The organism is Hydrogenophaga sp. BPS33 (genome assembly GCF_009859475.1).
In the GTDB taxonomy this organism is placed as follows: Bacteria; Pseudomonadota; Gammaproteobacteria; order Burkholderiales; family Burkholderiaceae_C; genus Hydrogenophaga.
The window spans coordinates 3,260,774-3,283,592 of record NZ_CP044549.1; the positions used below are offsets into that span (position 1 = coordinate 3,260,774).

Below are 22,819 nucleotides of genomic sequence, written 5' to 3' on the forward strand. Positions count from 1 at the left end.
GCGGTGTCCTGGCTCTAGGCCAACTCGTGCGGGAAATACTTGACCACGCAATCAACAGGATTCGGCGCCGCCTGGCCGAGGCCGCAGATGGATGCGTCACGCATCACGATCGACAAGTCGGCCAGCAGCTCGACATCCCAGTTCGGCTTGTCGATCAGCGCGGAAGCCTTGGCCGTGCCGTTGCGGCACGGCGTGCACTGCCCGCACGACTCGTGCTTGAAGAAGCGCATCAGGTTGCGCGCCGCACCGACCGCGGTGTCGCGGTCCGACAGTACGATCACGGCGGCCGAGCCGATGAAGCAGCCATGGGGTTGCAAGGTGTCGAAGTCGAGCGGGATGTCGTTCATCGCCGCCGGCAGGATGCCGCCCGACGCACCGCCCGGCAGGTAGGCGTAAAACGCGTGGCCGTCCTGCATGCCACCGCAGTATTCGTCGATCAGTTGCTGGATGGTGATGCCGGCCGGAGCGAGCTTGACGCCGGGATGCCTCACGCGGCCCGACACCGAGAAGGAGCGCAAGCCCTTGCGGCCGTTACGGCCCTGCCCGGCAAACCAGGCACTGCCCTTTTCCACCAGTTCGCGCACCCAGAACAGTGTCTCGAAGTTGTGCTGCAGCGTCGGCCGCTTGAACAGGCCGACCTGTGCAACATAGGGCGGGCGCAATCGAGGCATGCCGCGCTTGCCTTCAATCGATTCGATCATCGCGGACTCTTCGCCGCAGATGTAGGCGCCGGCGCCGCGCCGCAGGATGATCTCCGGCATCGCGGCGAGGGGCGGACGCGAGCGAAGCTTCTCGAGCTCGGCTTCCAGAATGGCGCGGCAGCCGTGGTATTCGTCGCGTAGGTAAATGTAGATGCGAGCGATGCCCACAGCCCAGGCCGCGATCAGCATCCCTTCCAGAAAGCGGTGCGGGTCGCGTTCCAGCAACACCCGGTCCTTGAAGGTGCCGGGTTCGCCCTCGTCGATGTTGACGGCCATCAGGCGCGGCGCCGCTTCGACGCGAACGATGCGCCATTTTCGCCCCGCGGGGAACCCGGCGCCTCCGAGCCCACGCAGGCCCGAATCCTCGAGCGTCTTGATGACCGATTCGACATCGCGGGCGCCCGAGTCGCACGCTTTCAGCAGCGCGTAGCCGCCCTTCGCCAGGTAGGCGCCGAAATCGATGTACCCTTCGGGCAGGTGACGTGTTGCGTTATCGGCAACCTTGGCCACAACCGTCTCGCAGTTCGCGTGGGGCACGGGGTTCTGTCCGACGGCCACCGCCGGCGCCTGCTCGCAGCGGCCGATGCAGGGCGTCGCAATCACCCGCACTCCCTCGCCTAGCAGCCCGGGCAGCCGCGCCAGCAGATCCTGGGCGCCTGCCATCTTGCAGGACAGCCCGTCGCAGACGCGCACGGTCAGCGCAGGCGGCGCCGATTCGCCTTCTTTCACGATATCGAAGTGGTGGTAGAAGCTCGCGACTTCGTACACCTCGGTCTGCGCAAGGCGCATCTCCTGCGCCAGGGCCGCCAGGTGCGCGGCCGACAGGTGGCCGAAGCCGTCCTGGATCTTGTGCAGGTGTTCGATCAGCAGGTCGCGCTGGCGCGATTCATGGCCCAGCAGCCGCTGCACATCTTCCAGTGCGCCGGCATCAACGCGGCGGCCCTTTGGCGCCTGGCGCTTGCGTTGCTTGGAAACTTCGACTTCCAGCACTGAGACCGGTATGACCGTTGGATTCATATCATGTAGTCCAGGATTCACAGTCCTGCTGCGAGAACAATTTCGCGACGCCAAGGTCGTCCGCGGCGCCTGGTTGCCATGTTGCCGTATCAGCTATGGTCGCACCATTTTGGTCCTTAATCTTGCTGCTGTGTTGCTGTGCTGCTGTGCGCCACCGCTTCGGGCGAGAGCTCGCGGATCGCTTGGTACTGCATGATGGCGACGATCAGCGCCGCCACACCGTCGCCGAGCAGTGTCTCGCGGTTGTACGCCCTGCCCCACTGCAACACCGGTAGCGACGGCAGCCACTCACGCCGGCGGGGCGGCGGGTTCATGCGCTCGGGCCCAACGCGTTCGCGAGTGGCGCCAGCCCGACCTGGCGGGTCGCTGTCGTCATAGCCAGCCGATCCAAGCGCGGGGTGGCCACGTCAGGCCCCCATCCGGCGGCGCAAGCCGGTGCGCTCGGCCACTTCGAAGATCACCATCCCGACAACCATGGCCGCCACGAACACAGCGGCCTTCCATTCGCCGGACGCCATGGAGACGATGCCAGGCCCCGGGCAAAAACCTGCCAGGCCCCAGCCGGCGCCAAACGTCAGGCCGCCGATGACCAGACGTTTGTCGATCTGGGTCGCCTTGGGCATGTGCAGCGCGCCACCGAGAAGGTTGGTGGTGCGCTTGCGAGCCAAAGCGAAGGCAAAGAAGCCCACGGCGATCGCGCCGCCCATGACGAAGGCGAGCGAAGGGTCCCAGGCGCCGAAAAGGTCCAGGAAGCCAAGCACCTTGCCAGGGTCGGCCATGCCGGAAAGCAGCAGACCCAGGCCGAACAGCAGGCCCACGAAAAATTCAGTGATGCGGTGCACGTGAACGCTCCTTACAGCACGTGGCGAACCACGAAGACCATGGCGAAACCTGCGCCCATGAAAGCAAGGGTGGCCACCAGCGAGCGGGGCGACAGGCGCGAGAGCCCGCACACCCCGTGCCCGCTGGTGCAACCCGAGCCGTAGCGCGTGCCCAGGCCCACCAGCAACCCAGCGGCCACTATGGTGACGGAGCCCGCGTCGATGCGCGGTGCCTGCGCGAAGCCGGCGGGCGCCAGCAGGCCATAGACCAGCGGAGCCGCTAGCATGCCGAGCAGGAAGGCGATGCGCCAGCCGGCGTCGCCCGCCTTCGGCGGCAGCAGGCCTCCCAGGATGCCGCTGATGCCCAGCACCCGGCCATTGAGCAGGATGAACAAGGCCGACGCCACGCCCAGCAGGATGCCGCCGGACAGCGAAGCCCACGGCGTGAAATTCGCCCAATCGATGTTCATCGCTTTTTCCCCTTCTTTCCGCAGAACTGTGCGTACAGCACCTGCATCACCGCCAGCGCCTGGGGACTGTCGAGCAGGTAATAAATGTTTTTGCCTTCGCGGCGCGTGCTCACCAGCGCTTCTTCGCGCAGCACGGTGAGCTGTTGCGACAGCGTGGGCTGCACGATGCCGAGCAGTTCCTCAAGCTCACCGACGCGGTGTTCGCCCTGAGAGAGCTGGCAAAGGATCAACAGGCGGTCCGGGTTGGACAGCACCTTCATCAGCCGGCAGGCTTCGGCCGCGGCCTCCTGCATGTCCTCGAGGTCAAGGGTGGCGTTCTTCATCGCAATGGAATCTCCGGTTCGTCGTCGATGCTCAGACTATATTGACCGACAATATATTTGTCAATAAACTATCCAAAGCTTATTTGAAGGAGCCCGCCATGAACCCATCCGGTACCGCACCGCAAGTGCACGGCCAGTTCGACCCGGCCACCTGGACCGTGACCTACGTCGTTCACAACGGCCAGGGCAGCGAGTGCGCCATCATCGACTCGGTGCTCGACTACGACCCCAAGTCCGGCCGCACGCGGCACGCCTCGGCCGACCGGGTGATCGAATACGTGCGCGCCCACGACCTGAAAGTGCGCTGGATCCTGGAGACCCATGCCCATGCTGACCACCTCTCGGCCGCCCCCTACCTGCGGGCCCAGTTGGGTGGGCAGATCGGCATCGGCGCCCACATCACCACGGTGCAAAAAGTGTTCAAGGGCGTCTTCAACCTCGAACCCGGCTTCCAGATGGACGGCTCGCAGTTCGACCACCTGTTCCAGGAAGGGGAGTCCATCCCGCTGGGCACCTTGTCTGGCGAAGTGATGTTCGTGCCCGGCCACACGCCGGCCTGCGCCGCCTACCGATTCGGCGACGCGGTGTTCGTGGGTGACACACTGTTCATGCCCGACGTGGGCACGGCGCGCTGTGACTTCCCTGGCGGCAACGCCCGGGCGCTATACGCCTCCACCCGCAAGCTGCTGAGCTTGCCGCCCGAAACGCGCCTGTTCATGTGCCACGACTACCCGCCGGACGACCGCCCGGTGGCGTTCGAGACCACGGTGGCCGAACAGCGCGCCAGGAACATCCACGTGCACGACGGCGTGAGCGAAGACGCGTTCGTGGCCATGCGCACGAAGCGCGACGCCACGCTGGAGATGCCCACGCTGATCTTGCCTTCGGTGCAGGTCAACATCCGCGCCGGCGAGCTGCCGCCCAAGGAAGACAACGGCGTGGCCTACCTGAAGATCCCCCTCAACACACTCTGATCGAGTGCATTCCCTCTCCTCCATAACCTCCGGAGAACTTCCATGACCAAGAACGTCGGCGGCATCGACCGCTCCCTGCGCATCGTCATCGGCCTGGCCCTTATCGTGGCCGCGGCCACTGGCACCATCGGTCTGTGGGGCTACATTGGCGCCCTGCCCCTGGTCACGGGCCTGGTTGGCTGGTGCCCGCCCTACGCCATCTTCGGCTTCAACACCTGCTCGATGAAGAAGTCATGACGGCGGTGTCTGTGTCGCTCCAGCAGCAGGCTGACTACCGCTTCGAAATCCGCTTCGGCAGCGACCTTCCGGCGCTGATCGCGGACGAGCCCGCGCCACTGGGTCAGGGCGAGGGCCCTTCGCCCGCGCAGCTGCTCTGCGCCTCGGTGGGCAACTGCCTGAGCGACTCGCTGCTGTTCGCGTTGCGAAAATTCAAGCAGGCGCCCGAACCCTTGCACTGCGAAGTGCAGGCCGAAGTCGGGCGCAACCCGGAAGGCCGGCTGCGCATCCTCGGCATCCACGCCACAATCCGTCTCGGTGTGGCGGCCAGCTCGCTGCTGCACCTGGATCGCGCGCTGGCCCAATTCGAGACCTTTTGCACCGTCACGCAAAGCGTGCGCCAAGCCATCCCTGTGCGCGTGACCGTGGTCGATACCGAAGGCGCGAACCTGCACGATGGGACCTGAAGTGGCCTGGTCCGATCGTTTCGCAGCAGGCGGCTCGGCTAGGCAATGGCAAGAGCGTTGACCACGCTGCCCACGCCCGGCGCAGACCAGGCCGCACTCTGCGCAGCCTCCCGTTCGGCCCACGAGTGCACTTTGCCGTGCAAAGTCACTTGTGCACCGTTCACAGTCACCTCGATGCCCTTGGCTTCCCGTTCGGCTTGGCGGGTGAGTGCATCCCGGATGGACTTCTCCACACTGCTCATGGTCACACGAGGCGCCACAGTGATGCCGTTGCTCACGCCGACCACACCGGTGAGGTTGCGCGCCGATGAATAGGCGGCTCGGCGCTGATACTCCCATTCGACTTTCCCGCTCAAGGTGACCCAGCCTTTCTCGACCTTGAGATGAACGGCGTCCCGGGGCACCCGCGTGTTCCACGCCAACGCCTGCTTGGCGGCTGCCGCTATGTCTCCATCGTCGCGTTGGCTGGAAGTGGGCAGCTTGACGTCGATTTCCACCGCGAGCGCCTTGACCCCATTCACGCGCTGGGCTGCGCGTTCGGCAGCGTGCTTTTCTGCATAAGACGGGAGATGTCCCGTCAGCGTGACGACACCGTCCTTGACGATGACGCCCACATCGGCTTCGTTGACATCTGGCGTCCATTTCAGTTCCGCAAGGATGTCGTCCTTCAGTTGCATGTCGGTCTTCATGGTGATTACCCCTTTGTGGATTGGCGCGGACCTACGCCATTTGGCGACGCATTTGTTCCGCATCAGCCAGTCTAGAAAGGGCTGCTCGTCGCATGTTGAGCATTGTCAATCTGTGCTCAACACCGCACCGCGAGCGGCGTTGGGCCGGTAGACCGCAAGCCCTTTGAGCCGGGCGTTGCGTATCTCCAGCGCTTAGCGCCGTATGAAATTTGGCACCCACCTTTTTCGCCCGGGCTTGATCCTGCTCAAGCCACTGGCTTTAGCAGCGCGCAAGTTCAGAGTTTGATTTTTCCGAATTCAACCTCGACGCAAACCTTGTAAGGTCAATCACATCGACGGAGCAGCATGAGCATCCGAACAACTGATCTCCTATTGGGCTTGCAGTTGCTGCTGTTGCTGGCTGCGGCCAACACGGCGCCGCTGGTGGCCAAACGCATTCTCAAGAAAAAATGGTCCTGCGCGCTGGACGGAGGGTGGCATTTTTTGGATGGGCGCCCTCTGCTGGGAGCTTCCAAGACCTGGCGAGGTGTGTTGGCGGCCCTCCTGTTGTGCACGCTGATCGCCCCTCTTCTTGGCTTCTCGCTCGGGGTTGCTGCCCTGATGGCAACAGGTGCGATGGCTGGCGATGCGATTGCCAGTTTCATCAAACGACGGCTTGCCATCCCGCCGAGCGGACAGGCGTATGGACTGGATCAGATCCCGGAAGCCTTGCTGCCCTTGTTGCTGGTGCAGCAGGTCCTGCCAGTGTCACTGCTGATGGTGGCGGCACTCACGCTTCTGTTCCTGTTGCTGGAGCCGCCATTGGCTCGCTGGAGCCACCGGATTGGCTTCAAGGATCGCCCATACTGAGAGAGAAATCCGGGCTTCGACCATCCTCTCTCGCAACGGATCTTCTCGATGGCCTCGAGCATCAGCAGTGCCATGTGTCTTCGGTCTCATCGAGCGGGCTCTGTGGACGGCGCGCCCGAGGGAACTCCTGCGCGATCCGCAAGCGCCTGGCGAAGCCGATCGGCCTTGTCCGTCTTCACTCGACCCGCAACAATGTCTTCAAGCCGCGTCTTGCGGCCGTAGAACGCATCGGTTTGCCTGGAGCTGAAGCGCACGTCGCTGACGGCAACGGACCAGTTTGCGACGGTCAGTCCAGCGTCGGCATTCAGCGAGAAATCAGAGTCATGGCAATCTCCGTGGGCGTTCGGGAAGCATAGGTACAGCGGTTGTGCCAGGCCTTGAGATTGCTCAATCGATGGCGCTCTCGCTGCAACCACGACGGCCCTTCAACATCCCATCAGTGGCAGATGCGAGCCCGACGTTCTTCGAGGCTTGGCTGTCCGCATTGAGTGAAATCAATCCGTCTCTTCGATGCCGCTCCATCATGTCGACGAGCCCTATTCCTCTGTCAATCCACCCAGGAGTCCATCATGCAAGTGGGATCGTTTTGCACGCGAAAGGTCATCACCGTCGATGACCGCAGCAGCATTGCGCAGGCCGCCGCGCTCATGCGCGAGCACCATGTCGGTGCTCTGGTGGTCGTGCAATCGCTGGCGACGACCTCACAGGTCACCGGTATCGTGACAGACCGCGATCTGGTGACGCGGGTACTGGCCGATCCCAAGGTCAGCCTGCTCGATCCGATCGCGCAATGGGCTCAAGGTCCCTTGGCCGTGCTTCTGGAGAGCGACGCGCTGGACGATGCCGTGACGGCGATGAAGCAGCGCGGTGTGCGCCGGCTCCTTGTGAAGGACGCCAAGGACGAACTCGTGGGCATCCTTTCGCTCGATGACCTTCTGGCGGCATTCGCCTTTCAACTGGCGGAACTTTCTGCAGCCATCGAAAGCGGATTGCGCCGCGAAAAGAGCCTGGCGCCAGTGGCCTCGGCGACGCCCCGCTCAGAGATGCGCTTTCCTTGTTTCGGCACGGGCACCTGGTTTCCAGCTGTCGATCGGGACGAACGGTCATGACATGGTTGGGCAGGCGTCGCATCCCGTGTTGACGCCTTTGACCGAATTCAGCGCGCTTCAACAGCAGGATCTTCAGAAAGATGGCCCGCCTTCCGTACGGAGGGCGGGCCCAGGTGAAGGTCCCTCATTGAGCGCGCTCAATGAAACCGCAGATACCCGGCAGGTGGAGAAATGCCGCGGGCCGGCTCGTTTTCCTGGTCCCGCCACACGCTCATGCTATGAGGCCGCATTGCTCATGATCAATGCAATGCCTTCAAACCCGCACCAACATGCGCTTTCCATCGCCAGTCGGCCCCTTCACCAAGAGGAGTTCAACGAACATGAGCGCCAAACAACTTCTGTTTCGAGACGACGCGCGCGTGCGCATCCGCAAGGGGGTCGACGTTCTCGCCGATGCGGTTCGCATTACCCTGGGCCCCAGAGGTCGCACCGTTGTGCTGGAGCGCGATTTTGGTGCGCCTCAAATCGTCAACTCGGGTGTGATCGTCGCGAAATCGATTGAACTCGAAGACCGATTCGAGAACATGGGCGCGCAGCTCATGCGCGAGGTGGCGTCTCGAACCAGCGATCAGGCTGGAGACGGAACCACCACGGCCACGGTGCTGGCGCACGCCATGATCCATCGAGGTCTGCGCTATCTGGCTGGCGGCATGAATCCGATGGAACTCAAGCGCGGCATGGAGCAGGCCATTGAGGTGGTGGTCGCGGAACTGCGCGGCATGGCGCGCCCGTGCGCCGATTCACAGGAGATCGCGCACGTGGCTTCGATCTCTGCCAACAACGACCGCTCCATCGGCGCGTTGCTGGCTCAGGCGATCGACAAGGTGGGAGCCGCAACGGAAACCGAACTGAAAGAGCGCAAGGTTCGGGTCGAAGACGCACTGCATGCCACTCGCGCGGCGATCGACGAAGGCATCGTTCCGGGAGGCGGCGTCGCTCTGCTGCGCGCGCGTCGCGCACTGCGCAAACTCCAGGGCCCATCGCTGGACCATGACTCGGGTATTCGCCTCGTCGAGCAGGCGCTGGAGGAGCCATTGCGTTGCATTGCCGCAAACGCTGGCGTAGAACCCTCGGTGGTGGTGCAGCGCGTCGAGGATGCCGCGGTGCAACAGCATGGCTTCAACGCCGCCACGCTCACCTACGGCGACATGCTGCAGATGGGTGTGTTGGACCCCGCCAAAGTGACACGGTTGGCGCTGCAGAACGCAGGCTCCATCGCAGCCCTGGTGCTGACCACCGATTGCATGATCGCCAAGGCCCCGAGTCCCCAGCAGCATGGCCACGAAGAAGGTGATCCCTCTCTCCTCCCGGACTTTTGATGCCTCAGATCTTCTTGACGGAATTCGTCCGGGTCGGTGAAGCTGGCCACGAGCAGGTGCTGGCCTTTGCGGCTGAGCGGGGCGACCCCTTGCCGCCGGGAGACCGGCTGCGGCCATGGTGTCATTGAATGGCAATGCGCTTTTGCGAGACGTCGGCCTTCTTGGGCAGCGTCAGTTCCAGGATGCCGTTCTTGTAGCTGGCCTGCACCTTGGCCTCGTCCACCGGGCAAGCCAGCGTGAAACTGCGGCTGGCATAACCTTCCTGGCGCTCACGTCGCAGCACGCGACCACCGTTGGCCTTCTCCTTTGTGTCCGACCGCAACTCTGCGCTGATGGTGACCATGTTTCCATCGACGCGAACGTCGATGTCCTCCTTCTGCACGCCGGGGATCTCGGCCTTGACGGCATATTTGCCATCTTGTTCCGAGAGGTCGATCTTGATGCGTGGTGCGGCGTCTGGCAGCCCCGTTCCCCATGGCCGCATGAGGGAGCGAAATGGCGATTCAAAGAGATCGAAACCAAAGGGTTCCAGGGTGCGAAGTTCTTTCATGGTGAAGCTCCTTTGAAAAAGCAGTGAGAAGGGACGCTCTGGACGGCCAGCCGCATCACAACGGTGTTCGAGCGAAGCACCATGTTGCGGCGCAATCTCTCGTGGCGAATTGAGCATGCGCAACAAGAACCGGCGGCGCTGAAGGGATGCGGTGGCAACGACCGCCGGGTCTGCTCCATCAGCGCGGCGTTTGATCTGGGTCAATCCCTCTCGTTTGGCAATCAATAGGCTTGTCAAAGCAGCTTCGTGCCCCTGTCCACTGCGGCACGCCATGACTTTCCGAGGACACCACCATGAAATCGCTCTCGACGATCCTCGCCATCTCAACCGCAACCCTGCTGACGGCCTGCGCCGGCCCGATAGGGGCGCCGGGGCACATGGCGGGCAGACACCGACCCGCCGCCGACAGTGCCCCGGTCATGCAGGAGCACCTGGAACACATGCAAACCATGCGCGACAAGATGAGCCGTGCACAGTCGCCCCAGGAGCGGCAAGCCTTGATGGAGGAACACATGAAGGCCATGCGCAACGGCATGGATTCCTTGAAGAGGATGGAGGGTTTGCACGGCAAACCGGGGCCGGCCATGGACTTCTCGCAGCGCCAGCAAAGGATGGAAGCGCAAATGGACATGATGCAGACCATGATGGACATGATGCTGCAGCGCATGCCACGCTGAAGCGCGTGAAGCGGGTTCGCGAGCCACGGAAAATGCAACTCCAGTTCCTGGGTGCCACAGGCACCGTGACGGGCTCCAAGTACATGGTGCGGCACGGCAAGGCGCGGCTCTTGATCGACTGCGGCCTGTTCCAGGGTTACAAGCAGTTGCGTCTGCGCAATTGGGCGCCCTTGCCCGTTCGAGCCGACCACATCGATGCCGTCGTTCTGACACATGCGCACATCGACCACAGCGGCTACCTGCCTCTGCTGGTGAAGCAAGGTTTCAGAGGCGCGGTGTACTGCACACCTGCCACGCGCGACCTGTGCCGCATCATGTTGCCCGACAGCGGTGGCCTGCAAGAGGAAGAGGCCGAGTTTCTCAACCGCCATCGCCTGAGCAAGCACTCGCCGGCCCTCCCCCTGTACACACGCAAGGACGCGGTCCATTGCCTCGAACGCTTTCACACCGTTCCCTGGGATACGCCTTGGGAACCTGTACACGGCGTGAAAGCGCGGCTGTATCGCGCAGGCCACATCCTGGGCGCGGCCTCGGTGCTGCTGGACAACAGCGTGTCCACCCTGCTCTTCTCGGGCGACCTGGGTCGACCCGCCGACATCCTGATGCCCGCGCCGGACCCCATCGTGTCGGCGGACCGCGTGGTCGTCGAGTCAACCTACGGTGATCGCCTGCATCCCGACATCGATCCGTGGCAGCAACTGGCGCACATCATCCGTCGCACAGCCGCGCGAGGGGGCGTCGTTATCGTGCCGGCGTTTGCCGTGGGGCGTGCGCAGACCCTGTTGCACATGGTTCAGGTGCTGATGCAGCGTGGCACGATCCCCCATCTCCCGGTGTACCTGGACAGCCCCATGGCGGAAGATGCCACTGCCGTGTTCGTGCGCCATGCGTCGGAACTGCGCATTTCGGCGCAGGCGTGCCGGGCATTGCCTCTGAGCGCCACCCAGGTCCGCACGACGGACCAATCCCGGGAGCTCTGTGCCCGGCGTGGGCCGATGGTGATCATCGCCGGCAGTGGCATGGCCACGGGCGGCCGCGTGCTGCATCACATCAAGAAGTTCGCACCAGACAGGCGCAATACGATCCTGTTGTCGGGTTTCCAGGCCGGCGGTACACGTGGCGCCGCGCTGGCGTCCGGTGCGAGGAGCTTGCGCATTCACGCAGAGGATGTGCCCATCCACTGCGAAGTCGCGCAACTGTCCTGCGCTTCCGCGCACGCCGACGCTGCGGAGGTTCAAGCATGGTTGGCGGGCATGAAAACAGCGCCGGTCGCCACGTTCGTCACGCACGGTGAACCTGCCGCCGCCGACGCCATGCGCCAGCGCATTGAACGCGGACTCGGGTGGAACGTCTGCGTTCCCGACTACCTTGAAACCTACGCCGTCTAGCCCATGTACAAACGCATTCTTGTTCCTGTGGACGGCAGCCCCACGTCAGACCAGGCCCTGGACGCCGCGATCGACCTCGCCCTGTCCGGCGGCGGCCACCTGCGCTTGGTTCATGCGCTGGATGAACCCCTGTGGTTGGCCGCGTATGGCATTCACGGCCGCACCGGTGCCGGCCTTTATGACGCCATGCGCGACAGCGGCCATGAGCTGCTACAGGCGTGCATGGAGAAGGCGCAGTCCGCGGGGGTCGAGACGGACATGATGCTGCTCGACAAGCCAGGCGTTCGGCTCGGCGAGGCCGTCGCCCAGGCCGCCAAGCGCTGGAACGCAGATCTTGTCGTGCTCGGCTCGCACGGCCGAAGGGGATTCCATCGGGCGGTTCTGGGCAGCGGCGCCGAAGAGGTGATCCGCCAGGCGCCTGTGCCCGTTCTGGTGGTTCGGTGCCGCACGGGCGTCCCTGCGGCGACGTGATCCGGCACGCGCATGTCGGCTGCCGGCCCCGCAACGGGCGCGTTTGACAAGGATCAATACGCCGAAAGGGCGTCGCCCCACAATGGGTTTTCCTTTGCGAGGACTCACCATGGATGCGACGAAAAACCCTCTCTATCAGCAGTTGCTCTCGACACTGCGGCAGCGCGAAGGCGAACTGCGGACCTTGCTCCAGGCCGACGACGACCAGGCTCTCGCATCGGCAACGGGCGATGCCGAAGTCATCGACTTCAAGGAGCTCGCAGCGCAAGGCGCTGCCAGCGCCGTGGCGGATGTCCAGATGGCCCATGCGGCCGAGGAGCTTGCCAACGTCCTGACCGCTCAGCGCCGACTGGATGACGGCACCTATGGGTTCTGCGCCGACTGTGGCGAGCCGATCACCGAGCAGCGCCTGCTGGCCATGCCGCAGGCCCTGTACTGCACCGCGTGCCAGGCCGCGCACGAACAGGCCTCGGGCAGGCTTGCGCCATCGAGGAAGACCCCATCATGAGCAACCTGAGAGTTCTGGATCCCCCAGCGAGGATCCAGATCCCGATCCGGTGACCGAGGCCGGCGTTCGCCCTCGCGCAGGATCCGGCAGGCCACTCCTGCGCGCCCACGCCGTGTGCAAAACCTACGGCAGCGGTGAGACGACCGTGCATGCGCTGCGCTCGGTGGACCTGGAGGTCCTCGAAGGCGAGTTCATCGTCTTGCTGGGTGCTTCGGGCAGTGGCAAATCCACCCTGCTCAACATTCTCGGCGGGCTGGATCGCCCGAGCTCGGGCGAGGTGTCGTTCCTCGATGAGGCGCTGACAACGGCGAGTGAAGACAGCCTCACCCGTTACCGCCGCGAGCACGTCGGGTTCATCTTCCAGTTCTACAACCTCATCCCCAGTCTCACGGTCGCCGAGAACGTGGCGCTGGTCACCGACATTTCGCGCGACCCCATGCCGGTGGACGAAGCGCTCGCGCTGGTGGCGCTCACGCCCCGGCGCAACCACTTTCCCTCTCAACTCTCTGGAGGCGAACAGCAGCGCGTGGCCATCGCCCGCGCCATCGCCAAGCGGCCCCAGCTTTTGCTGTGCGACGAGCCGACCGGCGCGCTGGACTACGCCACCGGGAAACTGGTGCTCGAAGTCATTGCCCGCATCAACGTGGAACTGGGTACGACGGCCATCGTGATCACCCACAACGCGGCCATCGCCGGAATGGCCGACCGCGTCGTGCGTCTGGCGGACGGGCGCATCGCCAGCGTGGAGAAGCCGCCGCGGCGGCTGACACCGGCCGAACTGTCGTGGTGACTGCGATGAAAGCGCTGGACCGCAAAGTCTTCCGGGATCTGCGTCTCCTCTGGAGCCAGGCCCTCACCATCGCCCTGGTGGTGGCCAGCGGCATCGGCGGATTCCTCGCCATGCTGTCCGCGGTGGATTCCCTGGCACGCGCGCGAGACGCCTTCTACGTCGAGGGTCGATTCGGTGACGTCTTTGCGGCGGTGCGCCGCGCACCCGCCTCTCTCGCGCCACGACTGGCGGAACTGCCGGGCGTGATCGACGTGCAGACCACCGTGGAAGCCATGGCGCGTGTGAGCGTGCCAGGCAGCGTGGACCCGGTGATGGGGCAATTGATCGGCCTGGACCCACAACAGCCGCCCCGCCTCAATCAGGTGCTCCTGCGCTCGGGGCGGTGGGCCGAAGGCGGCACCCGCAGCGGCGAACTGGAGACGGTGGTGACGGAGAGCTTCGCACAGGCACACCGGCTTGCACCCGGCGCGACGGTCAACGCGCTCGTCAACGGCAAGCGCAGGACCTTGCGCATCACCGGGACGGCCCTGTCCCCCGAATACATCTTCGGCGGCATGATGGGCGCGCCGGACCTGCGGTCCTTTGGTGTCTTCTGGCTGGACCGCAACGAACTGGCCGCCGCGCTGGACATGGCGGGCGCGTTCACACGCGTGACGCTCAAGCTGGCGCCGCAGGCGTCTCAGGGCGCGGTCATCGACGCCGTCACCCGCTTGCTCGCCCCGCTGGGGGGATCCCCCGCGCACGGGCGCGACGAGCAGACCTCGCATGCGATGCTGAACAACGAAATCAAGGAGCAACGGGTCTTGGGCACGGTGTTGCCCGCCATCTTCCTGGCGGTTGCCGGGTTTCTGCTCCATGTCGTCACCGCCCGACTCGTCGCGACACAACGCGAGCAGGTGGCCGCGCTCAAGGCGCTGGGGTATGCGAACCGAGCCATCGCATGGCACTACCTCAAGCTCGTCGCGCCCATGGTGGGTGGCGGCTATCTGCTGGGACTGGCGCTGGGGAATTGGCTTGGGGAAGGCCTGACGCGGCTCTACGCGGACTTCTTTCACTTTCCGAGCTTCGAACACCGCATTCCCCTGCTCCTGGCGGCGCTGGCCCTGGTCATCGTGGGGCTCACAGCGCTTCTGGGCACGCTGACCGCCATTGCAGCCACGGTTCGACTCTCCCCGGCCGAGGCGATGCAGCCACCCGCGCCAGGCCGCTACCACCGCGCGTGGCTGGAACGCCTGCCGGGGATTCGCCCCACACCGGCACTGCGCATGATCCTGCGCAACATCGAGCGCAAACCGCTGCGCGCCGCCGTCACCACCGGCGGCATTGCCGCCGCCGTGGCCATCGTCATCATGGGCAACTTCTTTCGCGATGCGATGGACGCGATCGTCCATACGCAGTTCGACCTGGCGATGCGCGGCGATCTCATCGTCTGGGCCAACGACCAGGTCGACGAGAGCGCCGCCCGTGAGCTGGCCAGGCTGCCGGGGGTGCTGCAGGTGGAGGCGGGGTACCGGGTGGCGGTCCGCTTCAGCCACGGCTCGCGCAGCGAAAACAGCCTGGTGGACGGGCTGTCGGTCTCGCCCGAACTGCAGCGCGTGGTGGATGTGGACCGCAAGGTCGCCTTTGCGGGCCTCCATGGCGTGCTGATGACCGATCGCCTCGCGGACAAGCTCGGCGTCAAACCGGGCGACACCGTGACCATGCAGGTGCGCGAGGGGCGCCGGCAGACGCGAGAGGTCGTCGTGGAACGCACGGTGCGCGACATCATGGGCCTGAACAGCTTCATGGAGCGCAGTGCCTTGCTGCAGCTGCTGGGGGAAGGCCACGTCGCCAACAACTTCAGCCTGCGCGTGGCAAAGGGCGCATTGCCGCAGGTGCTGGAAGCCACGCGAGATCTTCCCCGCATCGCGGGGGCGTTCAGCAAAGCCACATTGCTGCGCAACATGCAGGAGGTGAGCGGGCGCAACATTCTCATCATGAGTTCGATCCTGACCGCGTTCGCGATCGTGATTGCCGTGGGGGTGGTCTACAACAACGCGCGCATCGCGTTGGCCGAGCGGACATGGGAGCTGGCCAGCCTTCGGGTGCTGGGCTTCACCCGAGCCGAGGTCTCGTTCATTCTGCTGGGTGAACTGGCCCTGGGCATCGCCATCGCGCTGCCGCTGGGCATGGGTCTGGGCTGGGGTCTTACGCACACCGTCGTGGAGCTGATGCGATCCGATCAGTTTCTCTTTCCGGTGGACATCCAGCCCCGCACCTATGCCTGGTCCGCGCTGGCCGTCGTCGCGGCGGGCGTGGCCAGTGCCCTGGTGGTGCGCCGCCGCATCGACCGCCTGGACATGGTGGCGGCACTGAAAACGAGGGAGTGATGACGATGCCCAAACGGAGAATGGCCCTATATGGCGCAGTCGCCCTGGCCGCCCTGGCCCTGCTGGCCTGGGCACTGGCGCCCAGGCCGGTGGAGGTGGAGGCCGCGCGGGTGGAACGCGGCCATTTCGAATATGCCATTGAGGAAGACGGGCGAACCCGCCTGCGAGATCGGTACGTGGTGGCGGCGCCCGTGGCGGCCCACCTGTCGCGCATGACACTGCGCGAAGGCGATCGTGTGCAAGCGGGTGACACCGTGGCGGTGCTCACGCCGGTGATGTCCTCCCTGTTCGACGAGCGCAGCCTGCGCGAAGCCACGGCGCGCGCCCGGGCCGCGCAAGCGGCGGTTGCGGGCGCACAGGCGCGGCTGGAGCGCGCACGGCTCACGCAGGACGAGGCCGGGCTGGATTTCCACCGCACCGAAACGCTCGCCAGAGACGGATTTGTTGCCCCTTCGCGCCTGGACAGCGCCCGGCTGGCGCTCGATGCATCGCGGCGCGAACGCCAGGCCGCCCAGGCCGCGCTCGAGATGGCGGTGCATGAACGGGAGCAAGCACAGGCATCCGTACTGCCTGCAAATCCCGGCACGGCCGCCGGGCGGCCCCTCGCGGTGCGCGCGCCGGTCTCGGGCGTGGTGCTGCGAGTGCCATTGCCCAGCGAAAACACCGTGGCGTCCGGTGCCCCGCTGCTCGACATCGGAGACCCGTCGCAAATGGAAGTGGTGGCCGAGCTGCTCACCACGGATGCCGTTCAGGCCACGCCCGGCACACGCGCCTCGATTGAGCGATGGGGCGGACCTCCCGTGCAGGGACAGGTCCGTCGCGTCGAACCCGCGGCCTTCACCAAGATTTCCGCGCTGGGCATCGAAGAGCAGCGCGTCAAGGTGCTGATCGACATCACCTCTCCCCCAGCCCAGTGGCTTGCACTGGGCGACGGGTTTCGTGTGACCGTGCGCGTGATCACCATCAGCACCGACGATGCGGTGATGGTGCCAGTGGGCGCGCTGTTCCCGCACGGCAGTGGGGAGATGGCGGTCTATGTGCTGGATGCAAACACGGCGCGGGTGCGACCGGTGCGCATCACCGCCCGCAACAGCAACATGGGCTGGGTCCGCGAGGGGCTGACGCCGGGCGAGCGCGTCATTGTCTACCCGCCGCCCGGTGTGACCGATGGCCGGCGCGTGAGCGTGCTGATGCCTTAGCACGGCCGCCCTCCACTTCCTGCGCGCCACTGGTCGCATCGATCGCAGCCAGCGCAGGCGCCTGCTCGGCGGTTGAGAAATATCAAGATCCTAGGCGCGGCGCGGCCTAGAGTGGGCATCTCATCACTGATGGAAACGGGCCGTTTCCGGATTCGATTGACCTTGCAAGGAGAAACAGCGTGAAGACAGATGCATTGCTCAAGGCGGACGTCACGTCCGAACTCGCCTGGGACCCTTCGGTGGGTGAACGCGCCGGCATTGGCATTGCCGTCAGGGACGGCGTGGTCACATTGAGCGGCCAGGTCGACAACTACATGCGCAAGTACGCGGTCGAGCGGGCGGTGCGGCGCGTCTCTGGCGTTCGGGGAATCGCCGTGGACCTCGAAGTCCTGTTGGCCGACGGCGCGAAGACCAGTGACACGGACATTGCGCAGGCCGCCTTGAGTGCCATGCACTGGCACTCCGCAGTGCCCGACGACCGCGTGCGTATCGAGGTGGATGACGGCCATGTGACGTTGACCGGCGAGGTGGACTGGGCCTATCAAATGGCCGGTGCCGAACAGTGTGTTCGTCCGCTGCGGGGCGTCAAGGGCGTGACGAACAACATCCGCATCCGCCCTCACGCGAACGTCGCGGACATCGCCACCGGTATTTCATCCGCGCTGACCCGTCACGCCCAGCGTGAGGCCCGCAACATTTCGATCCAGGTCGACGGTGGCGTGGTCACCCTGCGCGGCAAGGTGGACTCTCTGCGGGAGCGCGAGGCCGCCGTCGGCACGGCCTGGTCTGCCAAAGGCGTGACACGCGTCGTGGATGAACTCGAGATTGGCGCCTGAGCGCCCTCTTCTTCCAATCATTTTTCAAGAGAGTCTTCCATGTCTTACAAGCGCATTCTGGTGCCCTACGACGGGAGCGAAACGTCCGACAAGGCGCTGGTCGCCGCACTCAATATGGCCCGTGAACAGGGCGGTCGCGTGCGGGTGATACACGACATTGACGAGCTCGCGATGGCCAGCGGATACGAGTACGCCGGCGAGTTGGCCCAACTCGCCCGCGACCAGGGCAAGAAGCTGCTGGACGACGCGCTCGTCATGGTCCGTGCAGCAGGCGTGGAAGGCGACACCCGTCTGCTTGACGTGCCGGGCAGGCGCCTGGGCGATGCCGTGTCGGACGAGGCCGCGGTATGGCAGGCGGATCTGGTCGTCGTCGGCACGCACGGCCGGCGTGGCCTGAGCCGGGTGCTGCTGGGCAGCGGCGCGGAGAGCGTGATCCGCCTGTCCACCGTCCCCGTACTCGTGATCCGGGGTGATGACAAGGGCGTCGGCTCCTGACGCTGCTCTTTCGGCCATGCAAGCCCGCGCTCGATGGCTGGTGACGGCACTGGTGATCGGTGCGATGGCGCTCGCGGGGGCTTTGCCAGCACGGGCGCAGGCGCCAGCGCCGGCGCGTGAGGTACCCGCTCTCTCGGTCGGGTTCACGCCCAACTACCGCGCCATCATGAGACGCGCGGGTCCGGCGGTCGTGGGTGTTCTCGTGGACGGCGTTCAGATGCCTTCATCGGTCAACGACCCGGCCGATGCAAGACGGTCTGCCCGCCCGTTCAGATCGCCATTTCCATTCCATGGCCAGGGATCGGGTTTCATCATCAGCCCCGACGGGCTGGTGCTCACCAGCGCACACGTCGTTGCCGAGGCGCGGCAGGTCACGGTGCGCCTGAGCGATCGCCGCGAGTTTCGCGCCAGCGTGCTGGGCCGCGACGACTTGACCGACGTCGCGGTATTGCGCATCGCGGCCCACGAGCTGCCGATCCTCACGACCGGCCATGTCGATAGCCTTCAGGTCGGCGACCCGGTCGTGGCCATTGGCGCGCCCTTCGGTCTGGAGCAGAGCATCTCGCATGGGATCGTGAGCGCTTTGGGCCGATCCATCGTCGGATTCACCTCGGTGCCCAACATCCAGACCGATGCGCCCGTCAATCCCGGTCATTCCGGCGGCCCACTTCTGGATGCCAGTGCCTCCGTGGTCGGCATGCATGCAACGATCTTCTCGATCTCGGGTGGCTACCAGGGCGTCTCGTTTGCCGTACCGATCGACGTGGTGCTTCGGGTCAAGGACCACATCGTCGCGCACGGTCGCATGCGCCACGCCTACCTGGGTGCAACGATCCAGAATCTGGACCGCACCCTCGCCGCGGCGTTCGGTCAGGAACGGCCGCGAGGGGCGCTGGTCTCCGGGGTGGCCGTTGGCAGCCCCGCAGCGGCGGCCGGGTTGACGGCGGGCGACATCATCACCGCCTACAACGGAACGCAGATCGACCGCACCGGAGACCTCCTTGGCCATCTCAGCCTGGCAGCGCCCGGTGAGCGGATTCGCCTGGGGTTGTGGCGCGCGCGCGGCGCTGGCGAGCTCACCGTGCGTCTGGGCGAAGCCACGGGCGACGATGACCAGAGCGATGCGGAGGAAACGGATGCGCAGGAGCTGGGCTGGCATCTGCGGCCGCTGACGAACCAGGAGCGCGAGTCGCTGGGCGTGTCCAGCGGTGTCTGGGTGGATGAGGTGGCGCATTTCAGCGCGCAAGCCGGCTTGCTCGCGGGTGATGCCATCCTGTCCATCAATCTCAAACCAGTGCGGTCTGTTCAGGATGTCCTTGCGGCGGTCAGAGGCCGGCCGTCGCACCTGGCGCTCCTGATCGACCGAGATGGCGTGCGCCTGTTCATTCCGATGTGGCTCGAATGAGCGCAGATCAACGCGCCAAGATTTCCCTCAACGCGCCTGGATCCAGGCGCTCACTTTCAGGAGTATCACCATGACCTTCAACGTCGGCGGCCTTGACCGCACCCTTCGCATCCTCTTCGGCCTGGCCCTGGTGGCGGCGGCCGTCACGGGCACCGTGGGCCTCTGGGGTTATGTGGGCCTCATTCCACTGATCACGGGCCTGATGGGCTGGTGCCCGCTCTATGCCGTCCTCGGGCTCAAGACCTGCCGCACCGCAAAGTGATCCGGCACGCGGCGCGGATACGGCCGCGCGAGCTTGCCTTCGTGCGTCCTTGACTCTTGTCAAGGTGCGCCTGCGACAGGGGGTTCACCATGGAGCCAGATGCCGCGCCAGCCCCCCGCCCTTGCGAGGTGGCGGTGTCGGCATCACTGGAGGCACACACCATGGAAAACACAGCACGTCCGAGCGCGCGATTGACACCCGCGCCCGCCTTTCAAGACCGGTTCCCCACCGCGTACACCATCCTCTTCGGGCTCATCATCCTGATGGCGGCGCTCACCTGGATCCTGCCCGCAGGCCAATACGAACGCGTCGCCAACCAGGCCCTGGGCAAGGATGCGCCGGTGCCGGGCACCTACAAGGTGGTGGAGGCCGCCCACCAGGGCGTTCTTGACGTGTTGATGGCACCCATTTCGGGGTTTTACAACCAGGCCACCGGCGTCGCCAATGCCATCGACGTCTCGCTCTTCGTGCTCATCATCGGTGGCTTCCTGGGCGTGGTAAACGCCACGGGCGCCATCAACACCGGCATCGAGCGCGTGATGCTGCGCCTCAAAGGCCGTGAAAAATGGATGATCCCGGCGCTGATGCTCCTCTTTGCCGCCGGTGGCACGACCTACGGCATGGCGGAAGAAACGCTGGCGTTCTACGTGCTGCTGCTGCCGCTGATGATCGCGGTGGGCTACGACGCGCTCACGGGCGTGGCCGTGATCATGGTGGGCGCGGGCATCGGGGTGCTGGGCTCCACCATCAATCCGTTTTCCACCGCCATCGCGTCCAACGCGGCGGGCATTCCTTTCACGCAAGGCATGGCGTTGCGGTTGGCCATCCTGGCACTGGGTTGGCTGATCTGCGTGGCCTACGTCATGCGGTACGCCGAACGTGTTCGCAAGGATCCGTCCAAGTCGCTGGTGGCCGACCTCAAGGTCTCCAATGAAGCGCACTTCCTGCGCCATCGCGACGAGCACCGGGATGCGGTGCTCACCGGTCGGCAAAAACTCATCCTGCTCATGTTCGGCGCCACCTTCATCGCCATGGTCTGGGGCGTGGCCCTGCGTGGCTGGTGGATGGCCGAGATGTCGGCCCTGTTCCTGGCCTCGGCGATCGCCATCGGGCTGGTGGACTGGATGGGCGAGAAACCCTTCACCACCGCCTTCGTCGACGGATCGCGTGAGCTGCTGGGTGTGGCGCTGGTGATCGGCCTGGCGCGTGGCATCGTGGTCATCATGGACCAGGGCAAGATCACCGACACCATTCTGCACACCTTCGAAGGCTGGATCGGTGGCATGTCCGATGTGGCCTTTGTGAACGCGCTCTTTGCCACCGAAGGCCTGCTCAGCCTGCTGGTGCCCTCCACCTCCGGGCTGGCGGTGTTGAGCATGCCCATTCTTGCGCCGCTGTCGGACTTCGCTGGCGTGCCCCGCCACCTCGCTGTCACGGCATTCCAGACCGCAATCGGCATCACCAATCTGGTCACGCCCACCTATGCGGTGGTGGTGGGCGCGCTGGCCATCGGGCGCGTGCCCTATCAACGGTGGGTGCGCTTCATCTGGCCGCTCATGCTGATGTTGGCCGTGCTGAGCATGGCGTCCTTGAGCGTGGCGGTGCTGCTGTGAGCGCGCCGACACCGGCGCCAGGCGGCGCGCCCCGGTTGGGTGTGCACTCGGAGGTGGGCAAGCTTCGACGGGTGCTGGTGGGTTCGCCCGGGCTCGCGCACGAACGCCTCACGCCCGCCAATTGCGAAGCCATGTTGTTCGACGACGTGTTCTGGGTGCAGCAGGCGCGCACCGACCATTTCGACTTCGTCTCGAAGATGCAGGATCGCGGCGTGGAAGTGCTGGAGATCGGCCAGTTGCTGGCCGAGACCCTGGCGCTGCCCGCCGCGCGGGATTGGGTGTTGCAGCGCAAGGTCACGCCGGACCACGTGGGCGTGGGCATGCTGGATGAGCTCAAGGGCTGGTTGGGGGAACTTCCCGCCGATGCGCTGGCGCGCCACCTCGTGGGCGGCGTGGCGGTGCACGACCTGCCCTTCAAGCCGCAAGGCATGTTCGGCCCCTCCCTGGGCCCTGACGGCTTTGTCCTGCCGCCGCTGCCCAACTACATGTTCACCCGCGACACCAGTGCCTGGATCTACGGCGGTGTGACGCTCAACCCCATGCACTGGCCGGCGCGCCGGCAAGAGACCTTGCTGACCGCGGCGGTGTATCGCTTCCATCCGCTGTTTGCGCAACCGGGTGTGCGTGTGTGGTGGGGCGATCCCGATGTCGACCACGGACCCGCGACCCTGGAGGGTGGCGACATCATGCCCATTGGCAACGGCGTGGTGCTGGTCGGCATGGGCGAGCGCAGCACGCCGCAAGCCGTGGGGCAGCTCGCACAGGCGCTGTTCGCGGCTGGTGCGGCCCAGCGCGTGGTGGCCTGCCAGATGCCGCCATCGCGTGCGGCCATGCACCTTGACACGGTGTTTTCCTTCTGCGACCGCGACACCGTCACCAGTTTCGTGGACGTGGCCGCGCAGATCGTCTGCCACAGCCTGTATCCCGACGGCCGAGGCGGCGTCGACCACCGCCGCGAGAACAAGCCCTTGTTCGACGTGGTGGCGCAATGCCTGGGCCTGAAGCAGTTGCGCGTCATCCCGACCGGTGGCGACGGCTACGAACAGGCGCGCGAGCAATGGGACGACGGCAACAACGTGGTGGCGATCGAACCGGGTGTCGTGATCGGCTACGACCGCAACACCCACACCAACACCCTGTTGCGCAAGGCCGGCATCGAGGTCATCACCATTCGCGGCGGCGAGCTGGGCCGGGGCCGGGGCGGTGGGCATTGCATGACCTGCCCGTTGTGGCGCGAGGCATGACGGCCGCGAATCCTCCCGAACACGAAAGACCGACTCCCGTTTGCGCATGGTCAATGT

At 65.2% G+C, this 22,819-nt stretch carries 26 protein-coding genes; 19 read left to right on the plus strand and 7 right to left on the minus strand.

What is annotated here, in order from left to right; all coding sequences use genetic code 11:
• Positions 1-14: 14 nt before the first annotated feature.
• The 5 genes from F9K07_RS14990 to F9K07_RS15010 all read right to left on the minus strand — a co-directional run bounded on the left by F9K07_RS14990 (position 15) and on the right by F9K07_RS15010 (position 3,332).
• On the minus strand, positions 15-1,718 hold the full coding sequence (locus tag F9K07_RS14990; protein WP_159594195.1) for an NADH-ubiquinone oxidoreductase-F iron-sulfur binding region domain-containing protein: 1,704 nt from the start codon (positions 1,716-1,718) through the stop codon (positions 15-17).
• A 116-nt stretch (positions 1,719-1,834) separates the two neighbouring features.
• Entirely contained in the window at positions 1,835-2,032 is a 198-nt protein-coding gene (locus tag F9K07_RS14995; protein ID WP_159594196.1) for a hypothetical protein, read from the minus strand.
• A 93-nt stretch (positions 2,033-2,125) separates the two neighbouring features.
• Positions 2,126-2,560, minus strand: coding sequence for a DUF6691 family protein (locus tag F9K07_RS15000; RefSeq protein WP_159594197.1), 435 nt, complete (start codon positions 2,558-2,560; stop codon positions 2,126-2,128).
• An 11-nt stretch (positions 2,561-2,571) separates the two neighbouring features.
• A complete protein-coding gene (locus F9K07_RS15005) occupies positions 2,572-3,009 on the minus strand; it encodes a YeeE/YedE family protein (protein ID WP_159594198.1) in 438 nt (145 codons plus the stop codon).
• Positions 3,006-3,332, minus strand: coding sequence for an ArsR/SmtB family transcription factor (locus F9K07_RS15010; protein ID WP_159594199.1), 327 nt, complete (start codon positions 3,330-3,332; stop codon positions 3,006-3,008). The genes F9K07_RS15005 and F9K07_RS15010 overlap by 4 nt, the downstream gene beginning before the upstream one ends.
• Before the next feature lie 98 nt (positions 3,333-3,430).
• Between F9K07_RS15010 and F9K07_RS15015 the strand changes: the two genes are divergently transcribed.
• Genes F9K07_RS15015 through F9K07_RS15025 form a run of 3 tightly spaced genes read left to right on the plus strand, consistent with a single transcriptional unit; the run spans position 3,431 to position 4,989 of the window.
• Positions 3,431-4,306, plus strand: coding sequence for an MBL fold metallo-hydrolase (locus tag F9K07_RS15015; protein ID WP_159594200.1), 876 nt, complete (start codon positions 3,431-3,433; stop codon positions 4,304-4,306).
• 42 nt (positions 4,307-4,348) lie between these two features.
• Positions 4,349-4,543, plus strand: coding sequence for a YgaP family membrane protein (locus F9K07_RS15020; RefSeq protein ID WP_159594201.1), 195 nt, complete (start codon positions 4,349-4,351; stop codon positions 4,541-4,543).
• Entirely contained in the window at positions 4,540-4,989 is a 450-nt protein-coding gene (locus F9K07_RS15025) for an OsmC family protein (protein ID WP_159594202.1), read from the plus strand. Before F9K07_RS15020 ends, F9K07_RS15025 begins: the two co-directional genes overlap by 4 nt.
• A gap of 38 nt (positions 4,990-5,027) precedes the next feature.
• Here F9K07_RS15025 and F9K07_RS15030 read toward each other — a convergent pair whose 3' ends face one another.
• The gene (locus F9K07_RS15030; RefSeq protein WP_159594203.1) at positions 5,028-5,678 is read right to left on the minus strand and encodes a BON domain-containing protein; all 651 of its coding nucleotides are present in this window, start codon (positions 5,676-5,678) and stop codon (positions 5,028-5,030) included.
• Between the two features lie 345 nt (positions 5,679-6,023).
• Here F9K07_RS15030 and F9K07_RS15035 point away from each other — a divergent pair, with 345 nt between their 5' ends.
• From F9K07_RS15035 to F9K07_RS15045, 3 genes are all read left to right on the plus strand, one after another.
• Positions 6,024-6,527 (plus strand): CDP-archaeol synthase, encoded by a 504-nt coding sequence (locus F9K07_RS15035; protein WP_159594204.1) that lies wholly within the window; start codon positions 6,024-6,026, stop codon positions 6,525-6,527.
• Positions 6,528-7,015: 488 nt separating this feature from the next.
• Positions 7,016-7,636 carry a CBS domain-containing protein gene (locus tag F9K07_RS15040; protein ID WP_159594205.1) on the plus strand — a complete coding sequence of 207 codons (621 nt, stop codon included), beginning with the start codon at positions 7,016-7,018 and terminating at the stop codon, positions 7,634-7,636.
• A gap of 320 nt (positions 7,637-7,956) precedes the next feature.
• Entirely contained in the window at positions 7,957-8,955 is a 999-nt protein-coding gene (locus tag F9K07_RS15045) for a TCP-1/cpn60 chaperonin family protein (RefSeq protein WP_159594206.1), read from the plus strand.
• A gap of 121 nt (positions 8,956-9,076) precedes the next feature.
• Here F9K07_RS15045 and F9K07_RS15050 read toward each other — a convergent pair whose 3' ends face one another.
• Positions 9,077-9,778, minus strand: coding sequence for an Hsp20/alpha crystallin family protein (locus tag F9K07_RS15050; protein ID WP_159594207.1), 702 nt, complete (start codon positions 9,776-9,778; stop codon positions 9,077-9,079).
• Between the two features lie 20 nt (positions 9,779-9,798).
• Between F9K07_RS15050 and F9K07_RS15055 the strand changes: the two genes are divergently transcribed.
• From F9K07_RS15055 to F9K07_RS15115, 13 genes are all read left to right on the plus strand, one after another.
• A complete protein-coding gene (locus tag F9K07_RS15055; protein ID WP_159594208.1) occupies positions 9,799-10,182 on the plus strand; it encodes a hypothetical protein in 384 nt (127 codons plus the stop codon).
• Positions 10,183-10,214: 32 nt separating this feature from the next.
• Complete coding sequence (locus F9K07_RS15060; protein ID WP_159594209.1) at positions 10,215-11,570, plus strand: MBL fold metallo-hydrolase RNA specificity domain-containing protein; 1,356 nt, start codon at positions 10,215-10,217, stop codon at positions 11,568-11,570.
• A 3-nt stretch (positions 11,571-11,573) separates the two neighbouring features.
• On the plus strand, positions 11,574-12,041 hold the full coding sequence (locus F9K07_RS15065) for a universal stress protein (protein ID WP_159594210.1): 468 nt from the start codon (positions 11,574-11,576) through the stop codon (positions 12,039-12,041).
• A 109-nt stretch (positions 12,042-12,150) separates the two neighbouring features.
• Entirely contained in the window at positions 12,151-12,549 is a 399-nt protein-coding gene (locus F9K07_RS15070) for a TraR/DksA family transcriptional regulator (RefSeq protein WP_159594211.1), read from the plus strand.
• Between the two features lie 97 nt (positions 12,550-12,646).
• Complete coding sequence (locus tag F9K07_RS15075) at positions 12,647-13,339, plus strand: ABC transporter ATP-binding protein (protein WP_442907438.1); 693 nt, start codon at positions 12,647-12,649, stop codon at positions 13,337-13,339.
• Between the two features lie 5 nt (positions 13,340-13,344).
• Entirely contained in the window at positions 13,345-15,708 is a 2,364-nt protein-coding gene (locus F9K07_RS15080; protein WP_159594213.1) for an ABC transporter permease, read from the plus strand.
• A gap of 20 nt (positions 15,709-15,728) precedes the next feature.
• A complete protein-coding gene (locus F9K07_RS15085) occupies positions 15,729-16,907 on the plus strand; it encodes an efflux RND transporter periplasmic adaptor subunit (protein ID WP_236581263.1) in 1,179 nt (392 codons plus the stop codon).
• Positions 16,908-17,086: 179 nt separating this feature from the next.
• Complete coding sequence (locus tag F9K07_RS15090) at positions 17,087-17,743, plus strand: BON domain-containing protein (RefSeq protein WP_159594215.1); 657 nt, start codon at positions 17,087-17,089, stop codon at positions 17,741-17,743.
• A 39-nt stretch (positions 17,744-17,782) separates the two neighbouring features.
• Positions 17,783-18,238 carry a universal stress protein gene (locus tag F9K07_RS15095; RefSeq protein WP_159594216.1) on the plus strand — a complete coding sequence of 152 codons (456 nt, stop codon included), beginning with the start codon at positions 17,783-17,785 and terminating at the stop codon, positions 18,236-18,238.
• A gap of 16 nt (positions 18,239-18,254) precedes the next feature.
• On the plus strand, positions 18,255-19,643 hold the full coding sequence (locus F9K07_RS15100; protein WP_159594217.1) for a trypsin-like peptidase domain-containing protein: 1,389 nt from the start codon (positions 18,255-18,257) through the stop codon (positions 19,641-19,643).
• A 70-nt stretch (positions 19,644-19,713) separates the two neighbouring features.
• On the plus strand, positions 19,714-19,905 hold the full coding sequence (locus F9K07_RS15105) for a YgaP family membrane protein (RefSeq protein ID WP_159594218.1): 192 nt from the start codon (positions 19,714-19,716) through the stop codon (positions 19,903-19,905).
• Between the two features lie 161 nt (positions 19,906-20,066).
• The gene (locus F9K07_RS15110; RefSeq protein WP_159594219.1) at positions 20,067-21,518 is read left to right on the plus strand and encodes a YfcC family protein; all 1,452 of its coding nucleotides are present in this window, start codon (positions 20,067-20,069) and stop codon (positions 21,516-21,518) included.
• On the plus strand, positions 21,515-22,762 hold the full coding sequence (locus tag F9K07_RS15115) for an arginine deiminase (RefSeq protein WP_159594220.1): 1,248 nt from the start codon (positions 21,515-21,517) through the stop codon (positions 22,760-22,762). The genes F9K07_RS15110 and F9K07_RS15115 overlap by 4 nt, the downstream gene beginning before the upstream one ends.
• Positions 22,763-22,819: the final 57 nt, after the last annotated feature.